The 24,387-nt window shown below is 42.4% G+C and carries 18 protein-coding genes, 2 rRNA genes and 1 pseudogene (1 of these 21 running past the window's edge); 13 read left to right on the top strand and 8 right to left on the bottom strand.

Annotation, left to right across the window (positions count from 1 at the left end):
• A 23S ribosomal RNA gene (locus tag NSP_RS26455) occupies positions 1 to 1,836 on the top strand; it begins 1,159 nt to the left of the window's first position.
• A 122-nt stretch (positions 1,837 to 1,958) separates the two neighbouring features.
• Positions 1,959 to 2,076 (top strand): 5S ribosomal RNA (gene rrf / locus NSP_RS15735).
• Between the two features lie 161 nt (positions 2,077 to 2,237).
• Here the strand turns inward: rrf and NSP_RS24320 are convergent.
• A pseudogene (locus NSP_RS24320) lies at positions 2,238 to 2,384 on the bottom strand (transposase); the annotation flags it as partial.
• 173 nt (positions 2,385 to 2,557) lie between these two features.
• On the opposite strand from NSP_RS24320, the gene NSP_RS26585 reads away from it, so the two are divergent.
• The 3 genes from NSP_RS26585 to NSP_RS15725 all read left to right on the top strand — a co-directional run bounded on the left by NSP_RS26585 (position 2,558) and on the right by NSP_RS15725 (position 3,789).
• Positions 2,558 to 2,734 (top strand): hypothetical protein, encoded by a 177-nt coding sequence (locus NSP_RS26585; RefSeq protein ID WP_157133666.1) that lies wholly within the window; start codon positions 2,558 to 2,560, stop codon positions 2,732 to 2,734.
• An 8-nt stretch (positions 2,735 to 2,742) separates the two neighbouring features.
• Positions 2,743 to 3,453, top strand: coding sequence for an IS4 family transposase (locus NSP_RS15730; protein WP_006198979.1), 711 nt, complete (start codon positions 2,743 to 2,745; stop codon positions 3,451 to 3,453).
• 138 nt (positions 3,454 to 3,591) lie between these two features.
• Positions 3,592 to 3,789: a hypothetical protein gene (locus tag NSP_RS15725; RefSeq protein ID WP_017804225.1), complete on the top strand. Its 198-nt coding sequence runs from the start codon at positions 3,592 to 3,594 to the stop codon at positions 3,787 to 3,789.
• Positions 3,790 to 3,826: 37 nt separating this feature from the next.
• Here NSP_RS15725 and NSP_RS15720 read toward each other — a convergent pair whose 3' ends face one another.
• From NSP_RS15720 to NSP_RS15710, 3 genes are all read right to left on the bottom strand, one after another.
• Complete coding sequence (locus NSP_RS15720) at positions 3,827 to 4,387, bottom strand: hypothetical protein (RefSeq protein ID WP_017804224.1); 561 nt, start codon at positions 4,385 to 4,387, stop codon at positions 3,827 to 3,829.
• A 189-nt stretch (positions 4,388 to 4,576) separates the two neighbouring features.
• Positions 4,577 to 5,920, bottom strand: a complete 1,344-nt coding sequence (locus tag NSP_RS15715; RefSeq protein ID WP_044482838.1) for a cytochrome P450 — start codon at positions 5,918 to 5,920, stop codon at positions 4,577 to 4,579.
• Positions 5,921 to 6,007: 87 nt separating this feature from the next.
• Positions 6,008 to 7,897 carry a lipoxygenase family protein gene (locus NSP_RS15710; RefSeq protein ID WP_017804222.1) on the bottom strand — a complete coding sequence of 630 codons (1,890 nt, stop codon included), beginning with the start codon at positions 7,895 to 7,897 and terminating at the stop codon, positions 6,008 to 6,010.
• 482 nt (positions 7,898 to 8,379) lie between these two features.
• On the opposite strand from NSP_RS15710, the gene NSP_RS15705 reads away from it, so the two are divergent.
• A complete protein-coding gene (locus tag NSP_RS15705; RefSeq protein ID WP_017804220.1) occupies positions 8,380 to 9,921 on the top strand; it encodes an FAD-dependent oxidoreductase in 1,542 nt (513 codons plus the stop codon).
• 72 nt (positions 9,922 to 9,993) lie between these two features.
• On the opposite strand, the gene nifV is transcribed toward NSP_RS15705, so the two are convergent.
• The gene (gene nifV, locus NSP_RS15700; protein WP_082209982.1) at positions 9,994 to 11,205 is read right to left on the bottom strand and encodes a homocitrate synthase; all 1,212 of its coding nucleotides are present in this window, start codon (positions 11,203 to 11,205) and stop codon (positions 9,994 to 9,996) included.
• A 185-nt stretch (positions 11,206 to 11,390) separates the two neighbouring features.
• On the opposite strand from nifV, the gene NSP_RS26970 reads away from it, so the two are divergent.
• Together NSP_RS26970 and NSP_RS15695 are read left to right on the top strand one after the other, a co-directional pair.
• The gene (locus NSP_RS26970; protein ID WP_144360551.1) at positions 11,391 to 11,579 is read left to right on the top strand and encodes a hypothetical protein; all 189 of its coding nucleotides are present in this window, start codon (positions 11,391 to 11,393) and stop codon (positions 11,577 to 11,579) included.
• A gap of 642 nt (positions 11,580 to 12,221) precedes the next feature.
• A complete protein-coding gene (locus tag NSP_RS15695; RefSeq protein WP_017804217.1) occupies positions 12,222 to 16,295 on the top strand; it encodes a PAS domain S-box protein in 4,074 nt (1,357 codons plus the stop codon).
• Positions 16,296 to 16,456: 161 nt separating this feature from the next.
• On the opposite strand, the gene NSP_RS15690 is transcribed toward NSP_RS15695, so the two are convergent.
• The 3 genes from NSP_RS15690 to NSP_RS15680 all read right to left on the bottom strand — a co-directional run bounded on the left by NSP_RS15690 (position 16,457) and on the right by NSP_RS15680 (position 18,747).
• Positions 16,457 to 17,557, bottom strand: a complete 1,101-nt coding sequence (locus NSP_RS15690; RefSeq protein ID WP_017803856.1) for an RNA-guided endonuclease InsQ/TnpB family protein — start codon at positions 17,555 to 17,557, stop codon at positions 16,457 to 16,459.
• Complete coding sequence (locus NSP_RS15685) at positions 17,541 to 18,143, bottom strand: IS607 family transposase (protein ID WP_006195580.1); 603 nt, start codon at positions 18,141 to 18,143, stop codon at positions 17,541 to 17,543. The genes NSP_RS15690 and NSP_RS15685 overlap by 17 nt, the downstream gene beginning before the upstream one ends.
• Positions 18,144 to 18,312: 169 nt before the next feature.
• Positions 18,313 to 18,747, bottom strand: coding sequence for a hypothetical protein (locus tag NSP_RS15680; RefSeq protein ID WP_006197814.1), 435 nt, complete (start codon positions 18,745 to 18,747; stop codon positions 18,313 to 18,315).
• Positions 18,748 to 18,906: 159 nt separating this feature from the next.
• On the opposite strand from NSP_RS15680, the gene NSP_RS15675 reads away from it, so the two are divergent.
• The 5 genes from NSP_RS15675 (at position 18,907) to NSP_RS15655 (ending at position 24,285) form a co-directional block, all read left to right on the top strand.
• The gene (locus NSP_RS15675; protein WP_006197813.1) at positions 18,907 to 19,251 is read left to right on the top strand and encodes a hypothetical protein; all 345 of its coding nucleotides are present in this window, start codon (positions 18,907 to 18,909) and stop codon (positions 19,249 to 19,251) included.
• Positions 19,252 to 19,305: 54 nt separating this feature from the next.
• A complete protein-coding gene (locus NSP_RS15670) occupies positions 19,306 to 21,453 on the top strand; it encodes a pentapeptide repeat-containing protein (protein WP_006197812.1) in 2,148 nt (715 codons plus the stop codon).
• A 179-nt stretch (positions 21,454 to 21,632) separates the two neighbouring features.
• Entirely contained in the window at positions 21,633 to 22,127 is a 495-nt protein-coding gene (locus NSP_RS15665) for a hypothetical protein (protein WP_006197811.1), read from the top strand.
• A 202-nt stretch (positions 22,128 to 22,329) separates the two neighbouring features.
• The gene (hemB, locus tag NSP_RS15660; protein ID WP_006197810.1) at positions 22,330 to 23,337 is read left to right on the top strand and encodes a porphobilinogen synthase; all 1,008 of its coding nucleotides are present in this window, start codon (positions 22,330 to 22,332) and stop codon (positions 23,335 to 23,337) included.
• Positions 23,338 to 23,538: 201 nt separating this feature from the next.
• Entirely contained in the window at positions 23,539 to 24,285 is a 747-nt protein-coding gene (locus NSP_RS15655; RefSeq protein ID WP_006197809.1) for a cobalt-precorrin-6A reductase, read from the top strand.
• Positions 24,286 to 24,387 lie beyond the last annotated feature (102 nt).

Here is a 24,387-nt window from a genome sequence, read left to right as displayed (position 1 = left end):
AGGGAACAGCCCAGACCACCAGCTAAGGTCCCCAAATCATCACTAAGTGATAAAGGAGGTGGGATTGCATAGACAACTAGGAGGTTTGCCTAGAAGCAGCCAACCTTAAAAGAGTGCGTAATAGCTCACTAGTCAAGCGATCCTGCGCCGAAAATGAACGGGGCTAAGTGATGTACCGAAGCTGTGGGATTAATCTAGTATTAATCGGTAGGGGAGCGTTCCGTATTAGGTAGAAGCAGTAGCGGCGAGCAGCTGTGGACGAAACGGAAGTGAGAATGTCGGCTTGAGTAGCGCAAACATTGGTGAGAATCCAATGCCCCGAAACCCTAAGGGTTCCTCCGCCAGGTTCGTCCACGGAGGGTTAGTCGGGTCCTAAGGCGAGGTCGAAGGGCGTAGTCGATGGACACAGGGTGAATAATCCCTGACTACTATGTGGGAGCATTGCGAGGGACGCATGAAAGATAGCCATACCCTGATTGGTTTGGGAGGAGTTTACGAACTCCGCGTGGTGAAGGATAGTGTCAAGAAAAGCTCGTAATGTGATGAAAACATAGTACCCGTACCCGAAACCGACACAGGTAGGGAGGTTGAGAATACCAAGGGGCGCGAGATAACTCTCTCTAAGGAACTCGGCAAAATGGCCCCGTAACTTCGGGAGAAGGGGTGCCCACCTCAGACGTGGGTCGCAGTGAAGAGATCCAGGCGACTGTTTACCAAAAACACAGGTCTCCGCCAACTCGAAAGAGGACGTATGGGGGCTGACGCCTGCCCAGTGCCGGAAGGTTAAGGAAGTTGGTCAGGGGTTCGCCTTGAAGCTGACGACCGAAGCCCCGGTGAACGGCGGCCGTAACTATAACGGTCCTAAGGTAGCGAAATTCCTTGTCGGGTAAGTTCCGACCCGCACGAAAGGCGTAACGATCTGGATGGTGTCTCAGAGAGAGACTCGGCGAAATAGGAATGTCTGTGAAGATACGGACTGCCTGCACCTGGACAGAAAGACCCTATGAAGCTTTACTGTAGCCTGGAATTGTGTTCGGGCTTCGCTTGCGCAGGATAGGTGGGAAGCGAAGAAGTATCCCTTGTGGGGGATATGGAGCTAACGGTGAGATACCACTCTGGCGAAGCTAGAATTCTAACCCATGACCGTAAGCCGGTCAGGGAACAGTTTCAGGTGGGCAGTTTGACTGGGGCGGTCGCCTCCTAAAAAGTAACGGAGGCGCGCAAAGGTTCTCTCAGCACGCTTGGAAACCGTGCGGCGAGTGTAAAGGCAAAAGAGAGCTTGACTGCGAGAGATACAACTCAAGCAGGGACGAAAGTCGGCCTTAGTGATCCGACGGCACAGCATGGAATGGCCGTCGCTCAACGGATAAAAGTTACTCTAGGGATAACAGGCTGATCTCCCCCAAGAGTCCACATCGACGGGGAGGTTTGGCACCTCGATGTCGGCTCATCGCAACCTGGGGCGGAAGTACGTCCCAAGGGTTGGGCTGTTCGCCCATTAAAGCGGTACGTGAGCTGGGTTCAGAACGTCGTGAGACAGTTCGGTCCATATCCGGTGCAGGCGCAAGAGCATTGAGAGGAGCCTTCCTTAGTACGAGAGGACCGGGAAGGACGCACCGCTGGTGTACCAGTTATCGTACCAACGGTAAACGCTGGGTAGCCAAGTGCGGAGCGGATAACCGCTGAAAGCATCTAAGTGGGAAGCCCACCTCAAGATGAGTGCTCTCACTACATAAGTAGGTAAGGTCACGGGCAGAACACCCGTTTATAGGCTCTAAGTGGAAGTACAGTAATGTATGAAGCTGAGGTGTACTAACAGACCGAGGGCTTGACCTCAAATTCAGTTAACAGTTAACAGTTAACAGTTAACAAATTGGTTGATTCGCGTTACTGTGCAGCCTTCAGGGTTTTGTATCACTTATCTGATAACTGATAACTGATAACTGACCACTGTTTTTCCTGGTGTCTATTGCGCGGTGGAACCACACTGATCCCTTCCCGAACTCAGAGGTGAAACGCTGCTGCGGCGACGATAGTTTAGGGGTAGCCCTACGCAAAAATAGCTCGATGCCAGGTTTATATTTCAACAAAAACCCCTTAGCTCTCATCATAGCTAGGGGGTTTTGCTTTATGATGTTGGATGTTTGTCCACATTTTTTACAACTATTGACCCTGTTAATACTTAGTCAAATTATGGGATCGCATAACTCTTTTAGTTATAGCAATCGCCAAGGAGGTTAGGACACAAAATGCAAGACATCCTCAATGGCATCTCGTAAACAATCAAATTGGTCTAACTGTTTGCGGATTCGACTTTTTAACCAAGACCAGCATTTTTCAATCTGATTCAAGTCTGGAGAATAAGGTGGTAGGTACAGCACTTGAGGGGGCGACAAAAATGGTAAAAGTATTACTCCCAGAGGGATTGAAGTAACAGACCCTCTCAAAAAAAACGGTTCTTATTGACAATACTATGTGGTTATTAGACAGCTAATTAAGAGGGACAGTTTGATGGTAAAAAAGAATGGTCTCGTCAAATTAACAAGACCCGAAATAAATGTTACCCTCATTCTATCAACCAATCCTATCCAAGTACCTCAGCCGTACACAATTAATTACTCTAAAAATGCTGGTATGGTTGCTACAAAGTCAGAAACAAGTAAAAATAGAAAGATTGGCTGCTACTATACCTTTACCAATACAACAAAATAGCCGTCGTCGTCACTTACGGTAATCCGGCTCTTGAAACATTATCAATTAGTGGTGATTGGGGATAGAGAATTTCATGGGATTGAATTAGCCAGTTGGTTGCACCGTCAAGGTTTAAAGTATGTTTTTCGACAAAAAAAGGACACTACTTTTCGGAAAAAAAGGCAAGATTTTCAACCGCTACATACGATTCCACTTTCTCCCGGTGACCGCCGATTTTATCCTGATGTCAATCTCACACAAAATAAAGGGTTTGGTCGTTGTAATTTAGCAGTTTATTGGAAACGAAAATATCGTGGCAAACAAGAGAAAGAGCCTTGGTATTTATCAACTAATCTGACAGATGTATCAACGACTGTCAAAATATATGGTCAACGTTTTGGGATTGAGGCTATGTTTAAAGACTGTAAAACTGGTGGCTATAATCTAGAAGGTTCTCAAGCTTCTCCTGATAGGCTTGTCCGTCTGATTTTATTAATTGCTATAGCAATGACTTCTGCATGGTTACAAGGTCAAAAAACTCAATTTTCTAGACAACAATCTTATGTCTGTCGTCCAAGTGATTTGAACAGAAACAGAAAAAGACATAGTGCTTTCTGGATAGGCTTATACGGATACAATTGGATAATTTCGCTGAATGGGTGTCAGGATTTGGTCTTGGAAATGATGGCTGCCGTTCGCAATAAGCAGGCATTTTATCAGCAGGGGGTGATGGCTATGATGCTTATACAGCAGCCTCTTTAACTTCTTTGTCGCCCCCTCAACACACTCACACTTACAACAACCCGGCAATAAAATTACAAATCTTGTCAGAAGCCAGCAAATAAGTTTCCGAGGCTTGCTGCTGACTTCCGGCTCCCTAATCACAAGGAGACTGTATTAATGATAAAGCCAATTAGCGCTCATCAACGCCCTTGGACAATTGTCCGCTTTTTAGAAAACAGCAAAACCCACACAGTCGCCCATTTTGCTAACCGCCAAGATGCCGACGACCATTTGAGAGTTCTGCACCGTGTTATGCCAAATGCAGAGTTCAAGATTGTCTTTGAACCTCCACAGGAGCCAAAAAACTGTAATTAAATCAAAAAAATAGCGATCGCCTGTTCCCCAGCAAAGCTTATTTTGAATTTCGCCCAATCACCAAACACTCGTTTGCAACCTTGGTGATCATGTTATTGAAGGCGGGAGTATAACGACCATCTTCATCGACAATGCGACGCAGAGTATAATTACCAAACTGGGGAATTAGGCTCAACCAAAGGTTTTCCCGTTGCCAAATATCTCCATTGTGAGAGTTTTTATCTTGGTTCATTGTGGCATTAAAGAGCCACTTGGGAATTCGCCACCCCAATACAAAGGGGATAATGTGCGATCGCCTCAAACTCTCATCTTCAAACTGAATTTTGTATGTTAACTGCGTGAACTGCACAGCACGAAGTAAAAACCACCCTCCAATTGAACTGTGAAAAGTCCATTGCACCGGTGCAAAAACAGGTAGAACCAAGGTTAGCTGCTGCGTGTCCCATTCTGCGTTGTACATCGTAATGCAATCATCTGGAAGCGGATTACCATCCATAAAGAAAACACCCTTTAACGCAGTTGGTAAATTTGTTTGTTCAATCGGTTTCATCCAGGTAGCAATATTTTCAAGTTGCTTTTTCTCAATTGTTTTAGACATTAACTATTTCCTCTTTTGGTAATAACTAAATTGATATAATTTCCTACTAAAAGCTTGAAAAAGAGCCAAGGGAGATTAAAGAGGCAGAGCAGCGGCCAGCAGGGAGCAAAGGAAAATTTGAAACCAAATAGCACTTATCTCTGCTTGACTACTTCTCCCCTGCCCCCTGCCCCCTTTCCTCTTCTGTGGTTACTTTTGAGCAAAACCTTGTAACACTAAATCATTAGGAGTAACAGCAGTTACTTTCGCAAAATCCCATTTAACTGGTGTAGATGATTCCCATTGATAGTTCTGGAAAAGATACAGACAGAATATCTTGATTAAACCAATAGATAAACCTCTCCCCGGACAGGCTCGCTCATGCCCCTTGCTGTTCCAAGATAAGATATCAGAAAAATCTCGCGTCACGTCAAAATCATCGGGATTTGTGTATCTGTTCGCATCTCGATTAGCTGTGAAAATAGAACCAAGCAACCGAGTACCTTTTTGGAATGGACATCGCTGTTCTCCAATTTCCACTTCACCAGACTCGGTGCTAAGTTGGCTGACAAATCGCACAGGTGGATAAAGACGAGCCGTTTCTAAAATTACTTTATTGAGCAGTGTAGACTGTTCTAAAGCAGAAGCGTTGGGTGTTCCCTGTCCATTCCAAACAGTATTAACCTCAGATATAACCTCAGTTCTTAAAGTGCTATCCAGACACAAAACACCAATTACAGATCCTAAAAGCGCACTTGTGCCAGCAGTTCCGGCAATGTGAATCATATCAAATAGGCTGTTAGCGATTTGGTGTTCATTCAATTGATACTGGGCAGCGATTTCCAGATAAGATGCCCATCTGGGAGATTGTTTGTATTTCTTGATTAAACTTTGGCGATGCTTAATGCTCGGTGCAGTTCTGAAAGACAAAAGATATTTGCTGATAAAATTGGGCAAGGATGCAAGCGGTAGACTTTTAATGTAAGTATTTGATGCCGTAATTTCTTTGTCAGATAATGAAATCTGAAAAACAACTTGGTGCAAAATCCACAGCATCATCTGAGGTAAGTCGTTACCGATGTGTATTTGCCCTTGTTGGGCAGCTTTTAACAAACGTTGATTAACTAAATCCCCTAATAAGTCTACCTCTACAGATGGATTTGGCAAGGCGTGCAAAAACAGCGCACGAACTCCTGTGTGTTCATTACCGTTCATTCCCAGGCTGAGGGGATTGTTCAGCAAGTAGCTAGGAGCTAAGATTCTAATAATGCCTAAATCATTTCCCCGTAGTTGCGGCTCGACTTGCATCAGTTCTTGCACCTGGGAGTGAGTAGAATGCATAATTGCTTGGTCTACCGCAAAATATTTGTCTCCAATATGTTTTTTGCGGGTGTAAAGAAACTCTTTCCAAGCATTGAGCATGACCACAGCTTCGCTATAGTAAGCAATTAAGCGGAGCAGCTTACCAATTTTAGTGTTATAGCCAAATTTGGCGAGCAGACGCGACAGCAGAATTTGACGCTGATGATTTTTAGCTATTTCAGGAATTGCCATAATTTTCACTTGTGGGTTGAGCTTTAATAAACACATTGCATCCCCTACAAAGTATTGTTTGAGGGGTATTTACCAAAAAAATGAACTTCAAATATTAATGCTCTGAGGGATTTTAGAAGGAAGTAGATATTCGTAAGTTGGGCGGTGCAAATTGCGCTGATTGATCGTAATTTCAATTTGCTGAAGACGGCTTTGGAACTTCTGTAACAAGATTTGTACCTTGGGGTTAGCAAAGTGTGATTTTGGATATTCACCAAGCTGGTTGTAATATATAGACCCTAGTAAACTGAGCAAGTTAAATTGCTGTTGCGCTTGCTCCAAAGGTGGGAGTAAATTCAGGTAGTCTTGCTCACTAACTTCTCCGTTGATGGAGGCGGATACATATCCTGCTAAGGGAAAAGCAGGGGCATAACTCATCAAATCTTTTTGGGGGAAGTTAACCGCAGCGTGTTGGGCGCTGGCTGTAAAAATAATCAGGGTAGCAGCATCAACTAGGTAGTCTAGTGTCTGAATACCTCCATTTTCACCAAAATCAGGTACACGTCCACCATTGTCAGCTTTGGCTTCGGCTGCCCATGCTTGCAAAGCAGTATCATTTTGAATATCTTTATCTGTAGGGTAGTAAAGGCTCAGGTAGTCGGAAACCCATTGATGAATGGCGTTCCAAATTAGTAATGCATCATCCCGGTAAGGATAAACAGGCAGTAGTTCAGGATCATCAACACCTCGTTGTTTGAGTTGGTTTGGCAACATAGCTTCATTGAAACTATAGCTTTGCAAACCGCGCACTGCTAAAATCCGAGAGTTATCAATTGTCGATGAAAGCAATATATCAACTCCGCCGCCAGGAGCAATCAAAACTTCTTGGGCGGCATTGTTAATCGCTAAAGTGCCTTCAAAATGGGGACGCAGTAGGAGGCTGAGGGGATGGCTGGGGGACAATTGCCGATGGGTGGCGATGACAAAGACACCAACGAATAGGTGCGTTCGGGCTAGGTGACTGACAGCTTCATGAAAGTTGCCATCTGCTATGTGGACAATGGTTTTGGCAAATAGCCAGGCGTATTTGCCGGAATTGGGGGTAATGATGGGATAATCGGCTCCAGGAGTTTGACCACATTGAATAGCTATGGGGCGCAGTAGACGATTTGGGTCTGAGTTTTTGGGGATGGCAAACAGCGCTAGGGGAGCATAGGCATACTTTTGGTAATTTAGATATATACCGTTGATAGCACCGTCTAAAATTTGATAGTCTGCTAGGTATAGCCGTCCTTCTTGTCCTGCGGCTGCTAATGAATCATCACTCCCCATTACTGCTTGGTAATGTGTATCTTCAACTGGGAAGTTAGCGCCTGGACTTTTTACCCGCTTGATTACTAGGGGATTGTAGCCGGCGACTTGCATATAGGCAAAGACTTGATCTTGATCGAAAGTTTTGGCGATCGCTGGTAATTCAATTGTGGTAAATAACTTTTGGTAGTCCTTTAAACTATTCACATGACCTGTGGGATGGCCTTTATCTAAAAGGGCTGTAATTCGATTCAGAGAATCTCTGAATATTAACAGTCCGTTGGTTTTGAAAAGGGAAAAAAACAGATCATCTAGTTCGTGAAAATCTTTAGATATTCCTTGAATGAGAAACTGGGGAATAATTTGGAAAAGTCTCGCAATCACACTTACTTTGGCTGGTATAGCCCCCTTGAACAAGGCTTCTAAAATAAACCTTTTGACTTGATCACGAACCGATTTGGAACTGCGATCGCCTCGGTTAGTGATCAGAGTATTAATGAAAATCTCCCGTAACTGCTGGGCTAATAAAAAAGTCCATCTAGTAGTGAAGTTTTCCTGATTAGGAAGCTGATTCACCATAGGAATAGGTGGAATATGGGTATAGTTATATTGATATTCCTGCCTCACTAACTCCAAGTTCTGGGTGATGGGGAGACTGCGGGAATTATCTGGTGATGAAGTAGTCATAAGCACTCCTCGCGTGTAGTGGTTTCAAGATACTGTTAAAAGTCAACCAAAAAAACCTTTTGTAATTTTTTTTATTAATAAAACCAATTTAAGATAAAGATGCATAAATACAATTTAATCAGAAATCCAGTTCCCCTCCTCGCTGGCGGGGAGGGGTTAGGGGTGGGGTAGAAATAATATGCAGCTTCATGTTAATTCGGTATAAGGTTGATAATTTCAACAGTCTCTCACCACAACAATCCTCAATAAATACACAAAAATTTACCAAGGCACTTGTACCGCAAGGCGTTCGTCAAAATTAAAAGGGAACAGGGAAATCCCCATAATTCAAATGAGACTATTTGGATAATCACCTATTTTTTCAATCACTTAAATCTGTAGTTCCTCAATGAATTGCTGAAAGTGTTCTTTTAAAATTCCATCACCAATAAAACCTGTCAAAGATAGGATTAATACTAGTAGTCTGTTGGAATTAACCTCATATGTCCCCATCGTTAACTGAAAAAATTCTCTCTCAACTACCAGGCGATGTTCTGGGAGGTTTGCGTCAAGGCGATCGCCTGCTAGAATCGATCAGAGAAAATACCGCCCCAATCCCCACAGTAGTTAAAGAAAGTCAGCAACCATTAGACGCTGTAGACTGGGATGTCATCGTCTGTGGTGGGACTTTAGGCATTTTAATTGCTTGCGCCTTAGCGGTGAAAGGGCTGCGGGTAGCCTTAATGGAACGGGGAATTTTACGGGGGAGAGAACAAGAGTGGAATATTTCTCGCCCAGAATTAGAAGTATTTGTAGAATTAAACTTGCTGAGTATTGAAGAATTACAGCAAGCGATCGCAACTAAATATAACCCCGCACGAGTCAGTTTTGCTGGTGGTGCAGAAATATGGGTAGAAGATGTCTTAAATATCGGCGTAGATCCAATTTATCTCCTAGAGACATTAAAAACCCGATTTCTCGCTGCTGGGGGAAAGTTATTAGAAAATACACCCTTCACAGAAGCAATCATTCATCCAGAAGGAATCATAGTCAATAACCAATACAAAACTAGATTATTAATCGACGCAATGGGTAACTTTTCTCCCATCACCCGTCAAGCACGCCAAGGTAAAAAACCAGACGCTTTGTGCTTAGTAGTGGGAAGTTGCGCCCAAGGGTTTCCAGAAAACACCTCTGGCGACTTGTTATTTTCCTTCACACCCTTAGAAAATCAATGTCAATACTTTTGGGAAGCTTTCCCCGCCAAGGATGGTAGAACTACTTATCTATTTACCTACATGGATGCAGAACCACAACGCTTGACTTTAGCAGCATTGTTTGAAGAATATCTGCGACTGCTACCAGAATATCAAGGTGTGGAATTAAACCAATTACAGTTTCAAAGAGCGCTGTTTGGCTTCTTTCCTAGCTATCGCCAAAGTCCCATCAAAACCCCTTGGAATCGCCTGTTAACAGTGGGAGACAGCAGTGGTAGTCAATCTCCCTTGAGTTTTGGCGGCTTTGGGGCGATGGTACGTCACCTGAAGCGGTTAACATTTGGGATTCATGAAGCCCTGCAAAGCGAGCAATTATCAGCCCAAAATTTAGCCCTATTGCAACCCTATCAACCAAATTTGACAGTTACCTGGTTATTTCAAAAAGCCATGAGTGTGGGAGTAAATCAGAAAATCGCCCCAGAGCAAATTAACCAACTACTCAAGGCGGTATTTCAGGAAATGCAACAACTGGGTACACCAGTCTTAAAACCATTTTTGCAAGATGTGGTGCAGTTTTCGGGATTGACACAAACACTGTTAAAAACTGGTTTATTTCATCCGCTATTAGTTGCCAAAATCATTCCCCAAGTTGGTTTACTGAGTTTACTCGATTGGCTAGTGCATTATAGTAATTTAGGGATTTACACTGGCTTATTGAGGTTAAGCCCCATATTAGAAACATGGATAAAAAATCAGCCAATTGAACAACAATATTATTGGCATCGTTTAATTGATGCTTGGAAATATGGTTCTGGTGCTGACGCTTAATCCCAAAATCCGCATTAGGATTGTATTTCCGAATTTGTAGAGACGCGATAAATCGCGTCTGAAGCGTGTTATTTAGGTGTTAGGACTTACGCAAGAACTCTCTGAAACCCTCTTAACTTCGTGTCCTTTGTGTCCTTCGTGGTTCGTTTTTTCATAATTTTGCGTAAGTCCTGGGTGTGCTTTAGCTAAATCCAAAAGTTCTTGAGTAGTTAAACTACGTTTGTTGTCGATAGACGCTTGTCGCACCGCATCTAACACAGATTTCGTGGCTTCTGGGTTGAGAGAAATACCATGCTGCTCCAGCAGGTTAGATAATAAATGCCTACCAGAATGCTTACCTACCACCAAACGCCTTTCGCCGCCTACCTCTTCGGGTGCAAATGGTTCGTAAGTATCAGGGTTTTGGAGTACACCATGAGCATGGATACCTGATTCGTGAGCAAAGCTATTTTTACCAACAATTGCTTTTCCCGGATGTACATCGTACCCTGATGCTGATGCTACAAGTCGGGATAATTCCACTAGGCGAGAAGTATCAATACCTAAATTAGTATTATGGATGCGTTTGAGAGCCATGACAACTTCTTCTAAAGCGGCATTTCCGGCTCTTTCGCCTAAACCATTAACTGTTGTATTCATGGATAAAGCACCCGCTTTGATCCCCGCTAGAGTGTTTGCAGTTGCTAAACCAAAATCATTGTGGGTGTGCATTTCTACGGGTATTGATAATGCCCTCACCAATTGTTTTACTTGTGTGTAAGTGGTGAAAGGTTCGAGAATGCCTACTGTGTCACAAAAGCGAAACCGTGATGCTCCACATTCTTGAGCGTAAAGCGCTACATCTAAGAGAAATTTTGCCTCGGCTCTAGAAGAATCTTCTCCACCTACGGAAACAAATAGTCCATGATCAAGGGCAAAGTTGATACTATCACGCAGTTTATCTAAAACTACCTGCCATTTTCCCTGAAATTTCGCGGTAATTTGAATCGCAGACACAGGGATAGATATATGCACTCGCTGCAAACCACAATCTATGGAAGCTTGAATATCTGAAATGACGGCGCGGTTCCAACCTAAAAGATCAGCTTTTAAACCTAAGTCCACAATTGTCGCGATGGCGTGTTGTTCTGTTTTACCCATTGCGGGAATCCCGACTTCTAACTCATGGACTCCAATAGCATCAAGTAATTGAGCGATCGCTATTTTCTCTTTTAAGTTAAAGGCTACACCAGCCGCTTGTTCCCCGTCACGCAAAGTTGTGTCGTTGATCACAGTTTGATTCATTCCCGTAATGCCTCTGGTATCATATTTAATATACATAACTTTGTTTGTGTATATAAGTATAACTACAATTATCCCCAATGATTATAGAGTAAATAAAGGTACATCGCCTTTGATTTCCATGTGATTTGCTAGGAAAAAGCGTAATGCACATATGCGTGTGCGTCCTGCTTTATCTGCTTACCTTGATGTCTGCCTATTTACCTTCCGATAAAGTCTTGGGAATATTGTCCAGTCTCAGAGTTAGGTTAGAAGCTAGGAATAAATCTACTGGAGGAAGTATTAATTGTAGTGCTTTGGGTGGAGGTAGCAGCGACAATATAAAATTACTATTTATCAGTTATGTTGCATTAGCAACCGTGGCTATCATGAGTTGAGAAATTCGGCTCGACAATACAAACTAACTCCGAAGTAACCAGAATACACTGAGTTTAACGGGGTATTTATCCCATCTCAAGATTTTTGTAACTTTAGCCCAAGGGTTTGTTTTGATAATTATTTTGAAATGTCAAGAATAGTTGCAATTTTTCCGTCCCACGCCTAAATAAAAACTTTTTATCAAAGTATGAATTAAAACTTTTAAAATTAGTTATTTTGTAGTAATTGTTCTGGAATCCCTGTGGTGACAATGATTATATAAATTTTCAACAAATAAAAAATCGTATAATTAAATACAATAATGATACAGGCGATCGCCTAAATATTCCACTTGGGTGGTTTAACCCCTTCAAGGTGAGAGCATTAATTAGTGTAATCTCTTTAGGTAAAAGATCATCTATCACTAATTCAACAATACAATGGGTTTGAGAACTACAATAATTTCCCCCAAAGCCCAACTTGTATCCTCATCCAGGATAGAGCCAGTCCAGACTTTTTTGGTTTCCAGTAAATTTATCTTCAATAATCTGATTTATAGCCTTTTTAAGCTCAATAATCGCTGGTGATGAACAAATTTTTCCCGATTTCTTGCAGTATGTAGTTCTGATGTCAATCAGATAATAAAAATTGATGAATTAACTATGAGATTCCACAATCAGCTAATTGATTTGCCTAATTTATATCATGCTATTGATCAATGTCCTGTAACGATTAGCCCTGATAGTTATGTAGTTGATGCCATTTTCTTGATTCATCAAGAACGAAGTATGAATTCGTCACCAACCGACTCAAATTCTGCATTAGTTGACAGCACCATAAACATTCAACCGACTACCTGTATATTGGTTGTAGTCCAAGGTAAGCTCTTAGGTATTTTAACGCATACAGATATAAATAGAATTACATCAGAGCAAAAAAATTTAGCTCAGGTAAAAATGGCAGAGGTGATGGTGCAGCCAGTCATTACCCTGACCAGAAGAGGCAGGGGAGCAGGGAGCAGGGAGCAAGGGAGAAGGATTTTTAATTCACCTGCCAACAGGGATACAAGCCCCTGCATTTATGTATGCCAAACATCAGAATATTTATTTCGAGACGCTCAAGTGCGAGAAATAATGTGTCCTTTTCCCAAGCCCCTGTATTTAGGCATGGGGTTCTCCTCCCTGCACCCTGCCCCCTGCCCCTTGTCCTCTTACCTGACACCATCCCATTCCCAAGATATCTTGACAGCTTTGTCACTTTTGCGTCACCATCAAATTCGCCATTTGCCGATTTTGGATCAACAGGGGCAATTAGTCGGACTTGTCACCGAAACTACCTTGCTCAAAACCTTTGCTCCTGTAAATATGGTTAACTTTTTCAAAGACTTACCAACCAATGTACACTCAGCAAATCAACCACCAGAGGTAATGCGCTACCAAACTCAGGAGTATTTAAAAGAATGGTTAGACGCACAAACGGCTGAAGTAATACAAGTTAATGACGAACTTCAGCAAACCCTCGCACGACTGCAATTAGTGGAAGAAGAACTGCGTCAACAAAATCAACAACTTCTGGTTGCTAGTGAAATCGCCGAGTTAGAGCGTCAGCGTTATCAGGATTTGTTTGAGTTTGCTCCTCATGGTTATTTAATCACCGATACCACAGGTGTGATTCAAGAAGCTAACCACGCAGTAGCCACTTTGCTGTCTGTCAAACAAAATTATCTCGTGGGTAAACCCTTAATTCGGTTTATTGCTGAACCAGAGTGGGAATATCTCATCACCCAACTACAGACTGTACAACAGCTAGAGGACTGGGAAATTCACCTCCAGCCACCGTCGGGTAAATCTTTCCCCGCCAGTCTGAGAGCTGCGGCAATATATAAACAAGGTAAGCGAGTAGGTTGGCGCTGGTTGCTTTGTGACATTAGCAGCCGCAAACAAGCAGAAGCGGCATTACACCAAGCCAGCGAAGAATTAGAAATGCGGGTAATGGAACGTACCCACGAACTGCTTGTATCTAACGAACTTTTACAACAGGAAATCACTGAACGCCAACGTGTTGAACAGTCATTGCAGAAAAGCGAAAAACTCTATCGTCAGCTAGTGGAAACTCAAACCGACTTGATTGTCCGCATAGATTTACAAGGACGGTTGACCTTTGCTAATACAGTCGTTTGCGAAACTTTGGGTCAGCAATTGGACGAGTTACTTGGTGAGTCGATGTTTGAGTTTTTCCATCCAGATGACTTACCTCAAATCAGAGAAAATATCCGCAAGTTGATATCCTCACCCCATCAGTTAATAACTGATGAGGAACGTCTGTTGACAGTTAACGGTATGCGCTGGCTGCAATGGAACGTTACAGCCATTGAGAACGAAAGCGGAGAGGTTGTGGAATTACAAGGGGTGGGCAGAGATATCACCAAGCGCAAGCAAATAAAAGATTCACTGCGCGAGAGTGAGGCGCGACTAAGTTTAGCCCTAGAAGCTACTCAAATGGGTATTTGGGACTGGGATCTTTGCACCAATCAAGTAGTATGCTCTGCTAATATGGCGCTGCTCTATGGTTTGCCCAATAATTCTGGTGTTGAAAGCATAGAAGACTTTTTTCAGTTAGTTCATCCTGAAGACCGGGAATGTTTATCTGAGGTGATAGCTCGCAGTATTGAGGAAAGAAGTGAATATAAATGTGAATTTCGCATTGTTTGGCTTGATGGCGCTATTCATTGGCTGAGTGGAAACGGTAAAGTATTTTTTAACGAACTGGGTGAGCCAATACGGTTGATTGGTACAACTAGGTGCATCAACGAACGCAAACAGGCAGAAGCCGCACTAAGAGCCAGCGAAGAACGTTATCGTTCAGTGGTTGCTGCTATGCAGGAGGGCATCATTTTACAAGACGCTAATGGCGATATAGTTACCTGTAATCCTAGCGCCCAAAGGATTCTGGGGCGTACTACTCACAAAATGCTCAGGCACACCTCTGATGACCCCGCCTGGCAGACTATCAAAGAAGATGGCTCTTTATTCCCTGGTGAAGCCCATCCATCAATGGTGAGCTTACGTACCGGACAACCCTGCTCGAATGTGGTTATGGGAGTTTATCAGCCCACTGGAGAATTAACCTGGATTTCCATTAATTCCCAACCTTTGTTTCACGACAATGATCCTGTTCCTTATGCTGTAGTCACTTCTTTTTCTGACATTAGCGATCGCAAACAAGCACAAGAGAAAATTAGCGAGCAAGCAGCTATACTTGATATTGCCACTGATGCGATTTTAGTTCGAGATTTCCAACGCACAATCTTATTCTGGAATCAAGGTGCAGAGCGTATATATGGTTGGCAAGCAGAAGAGGTTTTAGGCGCAGATCCCCAAGAGCTTTTTTGCCAGAAAAACTCGCCGCAAGTCAAAACAGCCGTCAAAACTGTGATTAAATCAGGCTCCTGGCAAGGTGAGTTACGTAAAGTTACGAAAGCTGGTCAAGAAATTGTTGTATCCAGCCGTTGGACGCTGATGTATGATACCGCAGGACAACCGAAATCCATTCTTTGTGTTGACACTGACATTACAGAAAAGAAACAACTCGAAGAGCAGTTTTTCCGCGCTCAACGATTGGAAAGTCTTGGCACTTTAGCCGGTGGCATTGCTCACGATTTGAATAATATTTTAACACCTATTTTGGCAGCATCTCAACTGTTACAAGTGAGATTCGCTCAAGATAAAGAAAATTATCAACACTTACTGCAAATTATCGAAAATAACAGCAAACGTGGCGCTGCTTTAGTCAAACAAGTCTTGTCATTTGCGCGAGGATTTAAGGGAGAGCGCACCATCGTTCAACTCAAACACCTAATTGCAGAAATTACCCAGATAGCCAAACAAACATTTCCCAAATCTCTGGAATTTGCCATCACCATCCCAGAAGACTTGTGGGCTGTGTTTGGAGATGCGACACAACTGCATCAAGTGCTAATGAATCTCGTAGTTAATGCCCGTGATGCCATGCCAGAAGGTGGTACGGTGAGTATTTCTACCAAAAATATGTTGATTGATCAAGCCTATGTCAAAATGAATCTTGATGCCAAAGTGGGGCATTATGTGGTAATGACTGTTGCCGATACGGGAATGGGGATACCACCGGAAATATTAGAGAGAATTTTTGATCCATTTTTTACCACAAAAGAAGTCGGTAAAGGTACAGGATTAGGGCTTTCCACAGTGCTGGGAATTATCAAAAGCCACGGTGGGTTTATGAATGTCAATAGCACAGTGGGGCAAGGTAGTCAATTTCAGATGTTCTTACCTGCGGTGGAGGTCAGCCCATCACTTGAGAGCAATGATTTAGAAATATTTCCCGGACAGGGAGAACTGATTTTAGTTGTGGATGATGAACCGGAAATCCGGGAGATTGCGAAAATTGTCTTGGAAAAATACAATTATAAGACTTTGATTGCTAGTAATGGCATTGAGGCGATCGCACTTTATGCCCAGCACAAACAGCATATCAGCGCCGTTTTAATGGATATCATGATGCCAGAAATGGGTGGAATCACTGCCATCCGCATCTTACAAACAATGAACCCACAGGTAAAAATCATAGCTTGTAGCGGCATTAACCCTATGGAAGCTTTAGCAAATGCAGATCATACTACTGTAGAGCTAGTCCTTCCCAAACCCTACACAGCCCAAGATTTATTAAATAGCCTGCATCATATCATCCATAAAAAGTAGCTCACCGCCGCCATAGTCTGTCAACCGTTACATAAAACTTACTCAAACTTACCTATTTAGACTTTTCTATAATAGATAACTTGTACTAGATGGGGTTTGAAGTTTACTTTCTGCTTCATCCTGGTAATGTCGGCATTATCCAGTCCACAGACTAACACTGTCTAACTGACAGCTTTTGACAAATCAATTTTTGATAAATTGATAGCTGCGTTTAAATCTCTATCACACTCAAAACCGCAATTTTCACATTGAAAAACTCTTTCGTTAAGTGTGAGATTTTCTTTTTTAGTTCCGCAATTAGAACAAGTTTTAGAACTGGGATACCATCTATCAACCACGACAAGTTCAGAACTATACAATTCACACTTGTAGGTTAGTTGACGACGAAACTCATGAAATCCCATATCGGAGATTGCTTTTGCTAATTTCCTGTTTGCCAACATTCCAGATACGTTTAAATCTTCGATTACCACTTTGCCGTGGTTCTTGGCTAATAAAGTAGTAAGTTTGTGTAATGTATCTTTACGAATGTTGGCAATCTTCAGATGCAATTTAGCAATTTTTAGTTGTGCTTTTCTCCAATTGTTTGAATTGATAACTTTATTTCTGTTTAACCATTGCAACCTGCTTAATTTAGATTCATATTTTTTGTAAGACTTTGCACCTTCTATAATTTCACCTGTTGATAGAGTAGCTAAATTTTTTACACCTAAGTCTACTCCCACAACTTTGAGGTTTTTATTATCTTGTTTTTCTACATCAAATCTAAAACTAATAAACCATCTATTAGCCTTACGACTAATGGTTACTGATTTAATTTCTTTTTGAGGTAGTCTTTCATAAGTTTGGAGAACTCCTATCTTCGGTACTTGTATTTTATTTGACTCTAAATTTTTGACACTACCCTCTAAGGTAAAGCTATCATGTTTACCCTTTCTCTTAAATTTAGGCACTCCTGATATTTTTTTAAAGCACCTATCCCATGCTGTTTTTAAAGCTCGTAGAGCTTCTTGTGGTGCTGATTTTGAACATTCGTAATACCAGGGATTTTCACTTTTTACTAATGCTACTAACCATTTATGTAAATCAATAGCAGTAGGAAATTTTATTTTGGAATTAGGATTTAACTTATTGTGCTCTAATATCTGTTTGGTAAGAGCTAATCCCCAATTCCAAGCATGACGAGCAACACCACAATGTTGAAGTAGTTGGGTACGCTGATGGTTATTGATTTTTAACTCAGTTTTAAAGCCGAACAGCAACTTCTTTCAACTCCTCTATAATTTTCTTGTTTTTGTGACTTCTAGATCCATACAGTCTGGCACTAAAAACTGTAATTATTTCTAAAACATCTTGAGCTAAGTCTTCTTCAAAAGTTGAGTCTTCAGTTCTATTGATAATTACTATTTCTGTTCCAAAATGTTCACACAAACTAAAAATTAATTCACTACCAAATCTCAATAGTCTATCTTTATGGGTTAAAACAAGACGTTCAAGTTTACTATCAACAATTAATCGGATTAATCTCTTTAATCCTTTTTTGCTGTAGTTTAAGCCTGAACCTAAGTCTTCTATAATTTCAAATTGCCAACCATTTTGAGCGCAAAATAATTCAACAACTTGCTTTTGTCTTTCTAGGTCTTCTTTTTGGTCATGGCTAGAAACTCGACAGTAACCAATGGTGTAAGATAAATCAGGCTTGATTCCTAACAATTGAGCTAAATCATATCTTCTATGACCACTAGCTGTTCTTTCGGGAATTAATTTACCTTCTGTTTCCCATCTTCTGAGTGTGGAAACACTTACACCTTTTAACTTTGCTGCTTCAGATATAGATAACTTACTCATATAACTACTATAGCATAGCATTTAAGTAGTTATGAGTAAGTATGGATAAATATTTCTAATCAGTTCCCAACCCAAAAATGACGGGTAAATAAATCTTGGAATTTTTCTTCTTTCCTTCTTCCTTCGCGCTCTTTGTGTCCTTCGTGGTTCGTTCCTTCATCCTACTACCTTATTCGCTTTTTTGTTGCGAAATTGAGAGGGTATAGTTATACTGACTTTGAGATAACTCACCCACGTGGAGGGTGTATTCTCCCGGCATGAAATAACCAGTAAGTTCTGGCTTGCTTCCAGAGTAATTATCTGATAAAACACAAAAACTGCCTCCAGGTCCATCAATTAGCAGTGTTGGCTGTCCAGGACTGTCAACTGTTAAGCGTAAGTAAGGCAGTGGCTGGGTTAACTGGATAATTTGATTGGGTGCATTAGCAATGTTGCCGCAATTACTGGCAACTGTTCCACCAGAGATGCCATTTAAAACCAGTGCTTCTGACGTGACATTGGGTTGAATTTGCAACCGTGGGACTTCAGCCAAATTAGCCTCAGTCACCGTCAAACTCATTACCAAAGCTGCGGGAACAACTGTAAGTAGCTTCAGAGTCTTCATAATCAATAATGTCCCCGACTGTTTCTCAAGCGATATTTATCTAAACAGTCTGGACTTATAGACGATAGTAATCTATCTATGTTCCTAGTTGATTTCAAATTTCCAGGATTTGCTAGCTTTGATGTGGAACTAGTGACTTAGAGAGAAGCTGAAAAGATAATGAATCGTCAACATGAAGAAGACTTACAGCGTCGCCTCCAAAATCTAGAGGCAGAAATTAACTCGACATCTGGAGATATGGGACAGCTACCAAAAAATACAGAAAAATTGCAGTCTGTATTTCTCAACTGGAAATCTCGGTTAGCACAATTGCAACTTTGGTTTGAGAACTTGAACGGGACAACCAAGGTGATAGTTGCGGCCGTGGGGGTTTTGTTGGGATTTGCAATGCTCCAAGCAGTGCTGAAACTCGTTTCATCTGTAATCAGTCTGGCACTGTTAGGATTCTTTGTGTATCTTGGATACAAATTTTTTGTATCAGGTAGCTGGAAAAAAAAGCAATAGTCTATTTTAACTACGCCGAGAGCGACTTAAAAATAAATTCAAAGGAATGATGCAATGGCGACCCCAATTGTGAGGAGAAATACCAGTCAATCGAGCCAGTCCAACGAACCAGAAACAGCCAAGACATTGCCATTAAACACCAGGCGTTTAGCTGCATGGGCAACTGAAATCACCCTGGTAGTTGTGAGTGGGCTAGTTCCCTTTGGCCTTGGTGTGTATGCCAATTCGCGCAGCGACCTCAATCGAGTGCCACTTCACCCAGTCTTGGTAGTCACAGAAAGAGCGATCGCCCGACCCTTGGCTTTGCCTGTAAGCTATGGTATCCGCAACGTCGCCGCCCCGACGAATTTTTTGTGGCTCATCGCCTTGTTAGCCCCTGCAACCCTCTCATGGTGGCAATTATATTTACTGGGCAAAACAGGTAGTACTATTCCCAAGCGGAAATTTGGTGTAAGAGTTGTCAACGAGGTAGGTAAACCCCCCGGTTTAGCCGCCGTTGTAGCGCGGGAAGGAATTGGTCGATGGAGTGTACCTGTTTCCATCGCCTATATTCTTTGGCGCTACAGTTTTGCTTTTCCCAATTTAGGATTATTCACATTTTTGGCTGTATTGATGGTGCTGGGAGAAGGGATAGCCTTACCATCTCGTCGAGGTCGTCGCCCATTCCATGACTGGTTGGCAGGTACATATACAATAGATGCTACTCCTCCTTTAGCATCATCAGAACAGGGTAATAAATCCCAGGTACCGCAGTCAGGGGAGGAATTAGCGCCAGTATCCATGTCAACGCTGACAGGAGAAACTACAAATACTTCTACTCTGTGGCGACGGATGCGGCAAAACCCCAACCGGACTTTGTTTGCGGTAGCCGTGGCCAGTATGATAGCTGTGCTGGGAACTTTAGTCGCCACTCAAGTTTATATCCAAACTCAACAAACCCGCCGGGAAACCAAGCAAATCAATAGCCAAAAGTTTCTTGTACTCGTGGAAAGATTGAGTCCTAACTCTGGTGCTACTACGGAGGAGCGCCAAAGTATAATTCTAGCGATGGGTGGTCTCAATGATCCGCAGTCCATCCAATTTCTCACAAACCTTCTGGTTCAAGAAACTAACCCCATCCTCCTGAATACAATTCAACAAGCTTTAGTCAGTGTAGGTGTCCCAGCTATCCCGGAATTAAAAAACAAAAATCAGTTGTTAGCAGGTGAATTAAAGTCTGTGGGTAGCAATGCAGCCTCAGCGCGAGAATTGCGACAACAGCAGTTACGTATGAACCAGCAGACAATCAACAAAATTCTCAGCGTCTACAGCACTCAAAACGCAGGTATTGATCTCAGTCGCGCCGAATTAGGTCAAAGCAGTACTCCCCCAAATTCATTTTTTAACTTGGTGTTAGATAACGTTGATTTGTCGGGAATCAACTTCCAATCGGCAAATCTTCAGCAAGGGAGTTTTAAAGGTAGTATCTTTAGGGGCGTTGGTGAGGATGGACGCTGGGATACTTTCGACGATGCGATCGCTGATTTGAGCCAAGCGCAAATGAAACAAGCTAATTTCACCGATGCTAATCTCAGTCGCGTGATTATGAACCGCAGTGATTTAAACGGCGCTACCCTCAACAGAGCTAATTTATCCCATGCACGTTTAATCGGCGCTGACCTCAGCAGCACCCAGCTAGTAGGAGCCAATTTGCGGGGTGCATTCCTAGAGAAAGCCAGCTTAACTGGGGCTGACATAGGTGAAGCTAAATTCAACGAAGCCAATTTGTATGGGGCGCGTTTAAGTCGCGTCATTGCCATTGGTACACATTTATCCTATGCGAACTTAACTAATAGTGATTGGCGAGGCGCAGACTTATCTGGAGCCTATTTAGACCGGGCTAATCTCAGTAATGCCAACCTCAGCGCCACTCGACTGACTGGTGCTGTTTTGCGCTCCGCTAGATTGGAAAATACCAACTTGGAAAATGCTGACCTGAGTTTTGTCGATTTACGGGGAGCAAATGTGGCAGGTGCTGATTTTCAAGGAACAGTTCTCGCTCCTGTCCCACAAAATCCCGCAGAGCGATTTGTGGAAATGCCAGACTTAGGCGAAATCTCTGCTGTAGTCCAAGGAGTTGATTTTTCTCAAGCTAAAAATTTAGATTCTCGCCAAATAGCTTACATTTGTACCCAAGGCGGTCTGCATTCGAGTTGTCCGTAGGAATTGGGAGTGGGGAATGGGAAATGGGGAGTTTCCTTCCTCCTCTGCCCTGCTCCCCGGCTTCTTCCCCCGTTGGTGTAATTTATCTCCGATGACTTCTTACCTAATTAATCAGTAATAGCGATAATATAAGTATTCAAACGAACTTATAAAATTCAAGATGGTGTGAGGCATCCGGAATGAAGTATCTTCCTTATTTGGTTCCAGCTTTAGTGGCTGGCTCAGTTTTGGGTCTGACTATTAGTAGCCAACCAGCACAGGCTCAGGTAGCATATGGTAGCTATGTTGGTGTAGGTCCGACTGTTGGTCTTACTGATGGTATTCAAGTTGGGGGTGTTGTAGCTGTCCGTTACAAGCTTCTAGAATCACCAATTTCTTTCCGCGCTCAAGCTTTAGTGGGTAAGAATACCGCCGTTGTACCTACAATTTCTTACGATATCCCCCTCAACTGGCAAACTGATGCCTACTTGGGGGCTGGTTTGGTGTTGGCTGGTGGTGATGATTCTTCTCCTGTGGGTAACAAAATCAGTTTTGCCTTACAACCAGGAATTGATTATGTTGTCCCCAATAGTAATACTGTAATTTTTGGTAACGCCATCATTGCTTTTGATGCCTACCGTGACACTGGTGGTGCGGCTGTCTCTGTGCAAGGTGGTGTTGGTTATAGATTTTAAGATTTTATTAAAAGCTTTGATCCCCGTACTGTAGTAGCGGGGTTTATTGTATGTATTTAGGGGATTATTTTTTGGGGTTCCCTTAGCTACAAATGTTTGCACCTGTGAGATTAAGAGTTAGGGACTTTTTAAAAGAAATGTAACGTTCAGAATTGATTTCTGCAAGAGTATAATCGTCGTAAATATTATCTAGTCGTTGATTATGCCATCTATCAATTCTTCTGATAAAAATGATGTCCTTCGTTACCGTCCTCGTCGTCTGCGCCGGACTGAAACTTTACGAAGAATGGTCAGGGAAACAACTCTGAGCGTTAACGACCTCATTTATCCTATGTTTGTGACTGAGGGAGAAGGGCAAAAAGTTGAGATTGCTTCTATGCCTGATTGTTATCGCTATTCCTTAGATTTATTGTTAAAAGAAATTAAGGAAGTGTATGATTTGGGAATTAATGCGATCGCTCTGTTTCCGGTAGTTCCCGAAGAGCTAAAAGATGATACTGGTACTGAAAGCTATAACCCAGATGGACTGGTACAGCGAACTGTCAAAGCTATCAGAGAAGCAGTCCCAGAAATTATTGTCATGACTGATGTTGCCCTTGACCCCTTCACCACTCATGGGCATGATGGTGTAATCGATGACCAGGGTAATATTTTGAATGACCCCACCGTTGAAGTATTGGTAAAAATGGCAGTTTCCCAAGCAGCAGCCGGGGCAAATTTTGTCGCACCTTCTGACATGATGGATGGGAGAGTCGGCGCAATTCGTCGCGCTTTAGATGCAGAAGGCTACATTGATGTGGGAATTTTGGCATACTCAGCCAAGTATGCATCTGCTTATTATGGCCCCTTTCGGGATGCTTTAGATTCTGCGCCGAAATTTGGTGATAAAAAGACTTATCAAATGGATGCAGCTAATGCTAGAGAAGCTTTGAAAGAAATAGAATTAGATATTGCCGAGGGAGCAGATATGGTCATGGTGAAACCTGCTCTGGCTTATCTGGATATTATCCATCAAGTTCGCAACGCCACAAATCTGCCTGTAGCAGCATATAACGTTAGTGGTGAATACTCGATGATTAAAGCTGCTGCTCGCATGGGTTGGATTGATGAGAAAAAGATAATTTTGGAAACTTTAACCAGCATGAAACGAGCCGGCGCTGATTTGATTTTGACTTATTTTGCCAAAGAAGTGGCTTTAATGTTGGCTTGACACTCTCTGTTCTTGATTTTTCTGTGTTCTCTGTGACTCTGTGGTTCGTTTATTTATGGAATTTATTTCTGGGAAATACCTAATTCTAATTTTTAACGAACCGCAAAGAGCGCAAAGTACACAAAGAAAGAAAGAAAGAAAGAAAGAAAGAAAGAAAGAAAGATTATTGTTGTCTTAGATACAAAACCCAGAAAAAATAAAATGATGCGAGTTTTGATTCTGGGTGGAACCGGAGAGGCGGCAGAATTAGCTGCTAAAGTTGCCAATATCCAGGGAATTGAGGCCATCTCATCACTAGCCGGTCGCACCCGTGAACCGTCAATCCCATTAGGCGATTTGCGAATTGGGGGTTTTGGTGGTGTGGCTGGACTAGCTAAGTATCTGCATCAGATGAAAATTGATTTGCTGATTGATGCTACCCATCCCTTTGCTACTCAGATTGCTTTAAATGCGGCGGATGCTGCAATGGAAGTTAAAATACCCCGTCTGAAGTTAATCCGCCAACCTTGGGAAAAAGTGAATGGCGATCGCTGGATTGAAGTTGATAGTATAAAAACTGCCGCCGACGTTCTCGAAAATCAATCACAACGCGTTTTTTTAAGCATTGGTAGGCAGGAAATCGGTGCTTTTTCTCATTTGCATCAAATTTGGTTTTTGATGCGGATGATTGACCCACCTGAGCCACAGGCTTTAGTACCACCGGGAATATTATTGTGCGATCGCGGTCCCTTTCAGCTTGATAATGAAAGAGAAATCCTAATTAACCATCAAATTGATACCATCGTCAGCAAAAATAGTGGTGGTGATGCGACTTATGCCAAGATTATCGCTGCACGGGAACTAAAACTCCAAGTTGTCATGATAAGCCGTCCCCCCGTACCCCCAGGAGAACAAGCCACAGACATAGACGAAGCTTTAGTCTGGCTATCACAGCACTTACATCGGTGACCGAAGCGATTTTAGATCTTAGATTTTAAATTTTGGATTAAATGAAAATCTGAAATCTAAAATATTTGGTCTCAAGCCTCTGGGTTCACGCAGAAGAAAAAC

The organism is Nodularia spumigena CCY9414, assembly GCF_000340565.2.
Lineage (GTDB): Bacteria > Cyanobacteriota > Cyanobacteriia > Cyanobacteriales > Nostocaceae > Nodularia > Nodularia spumigena.
The sequence above is the reverse complement of the archived record's forward strand: the minus strand, read 5'-3'. Positions and strand labels throughout refer to the sequence as shown.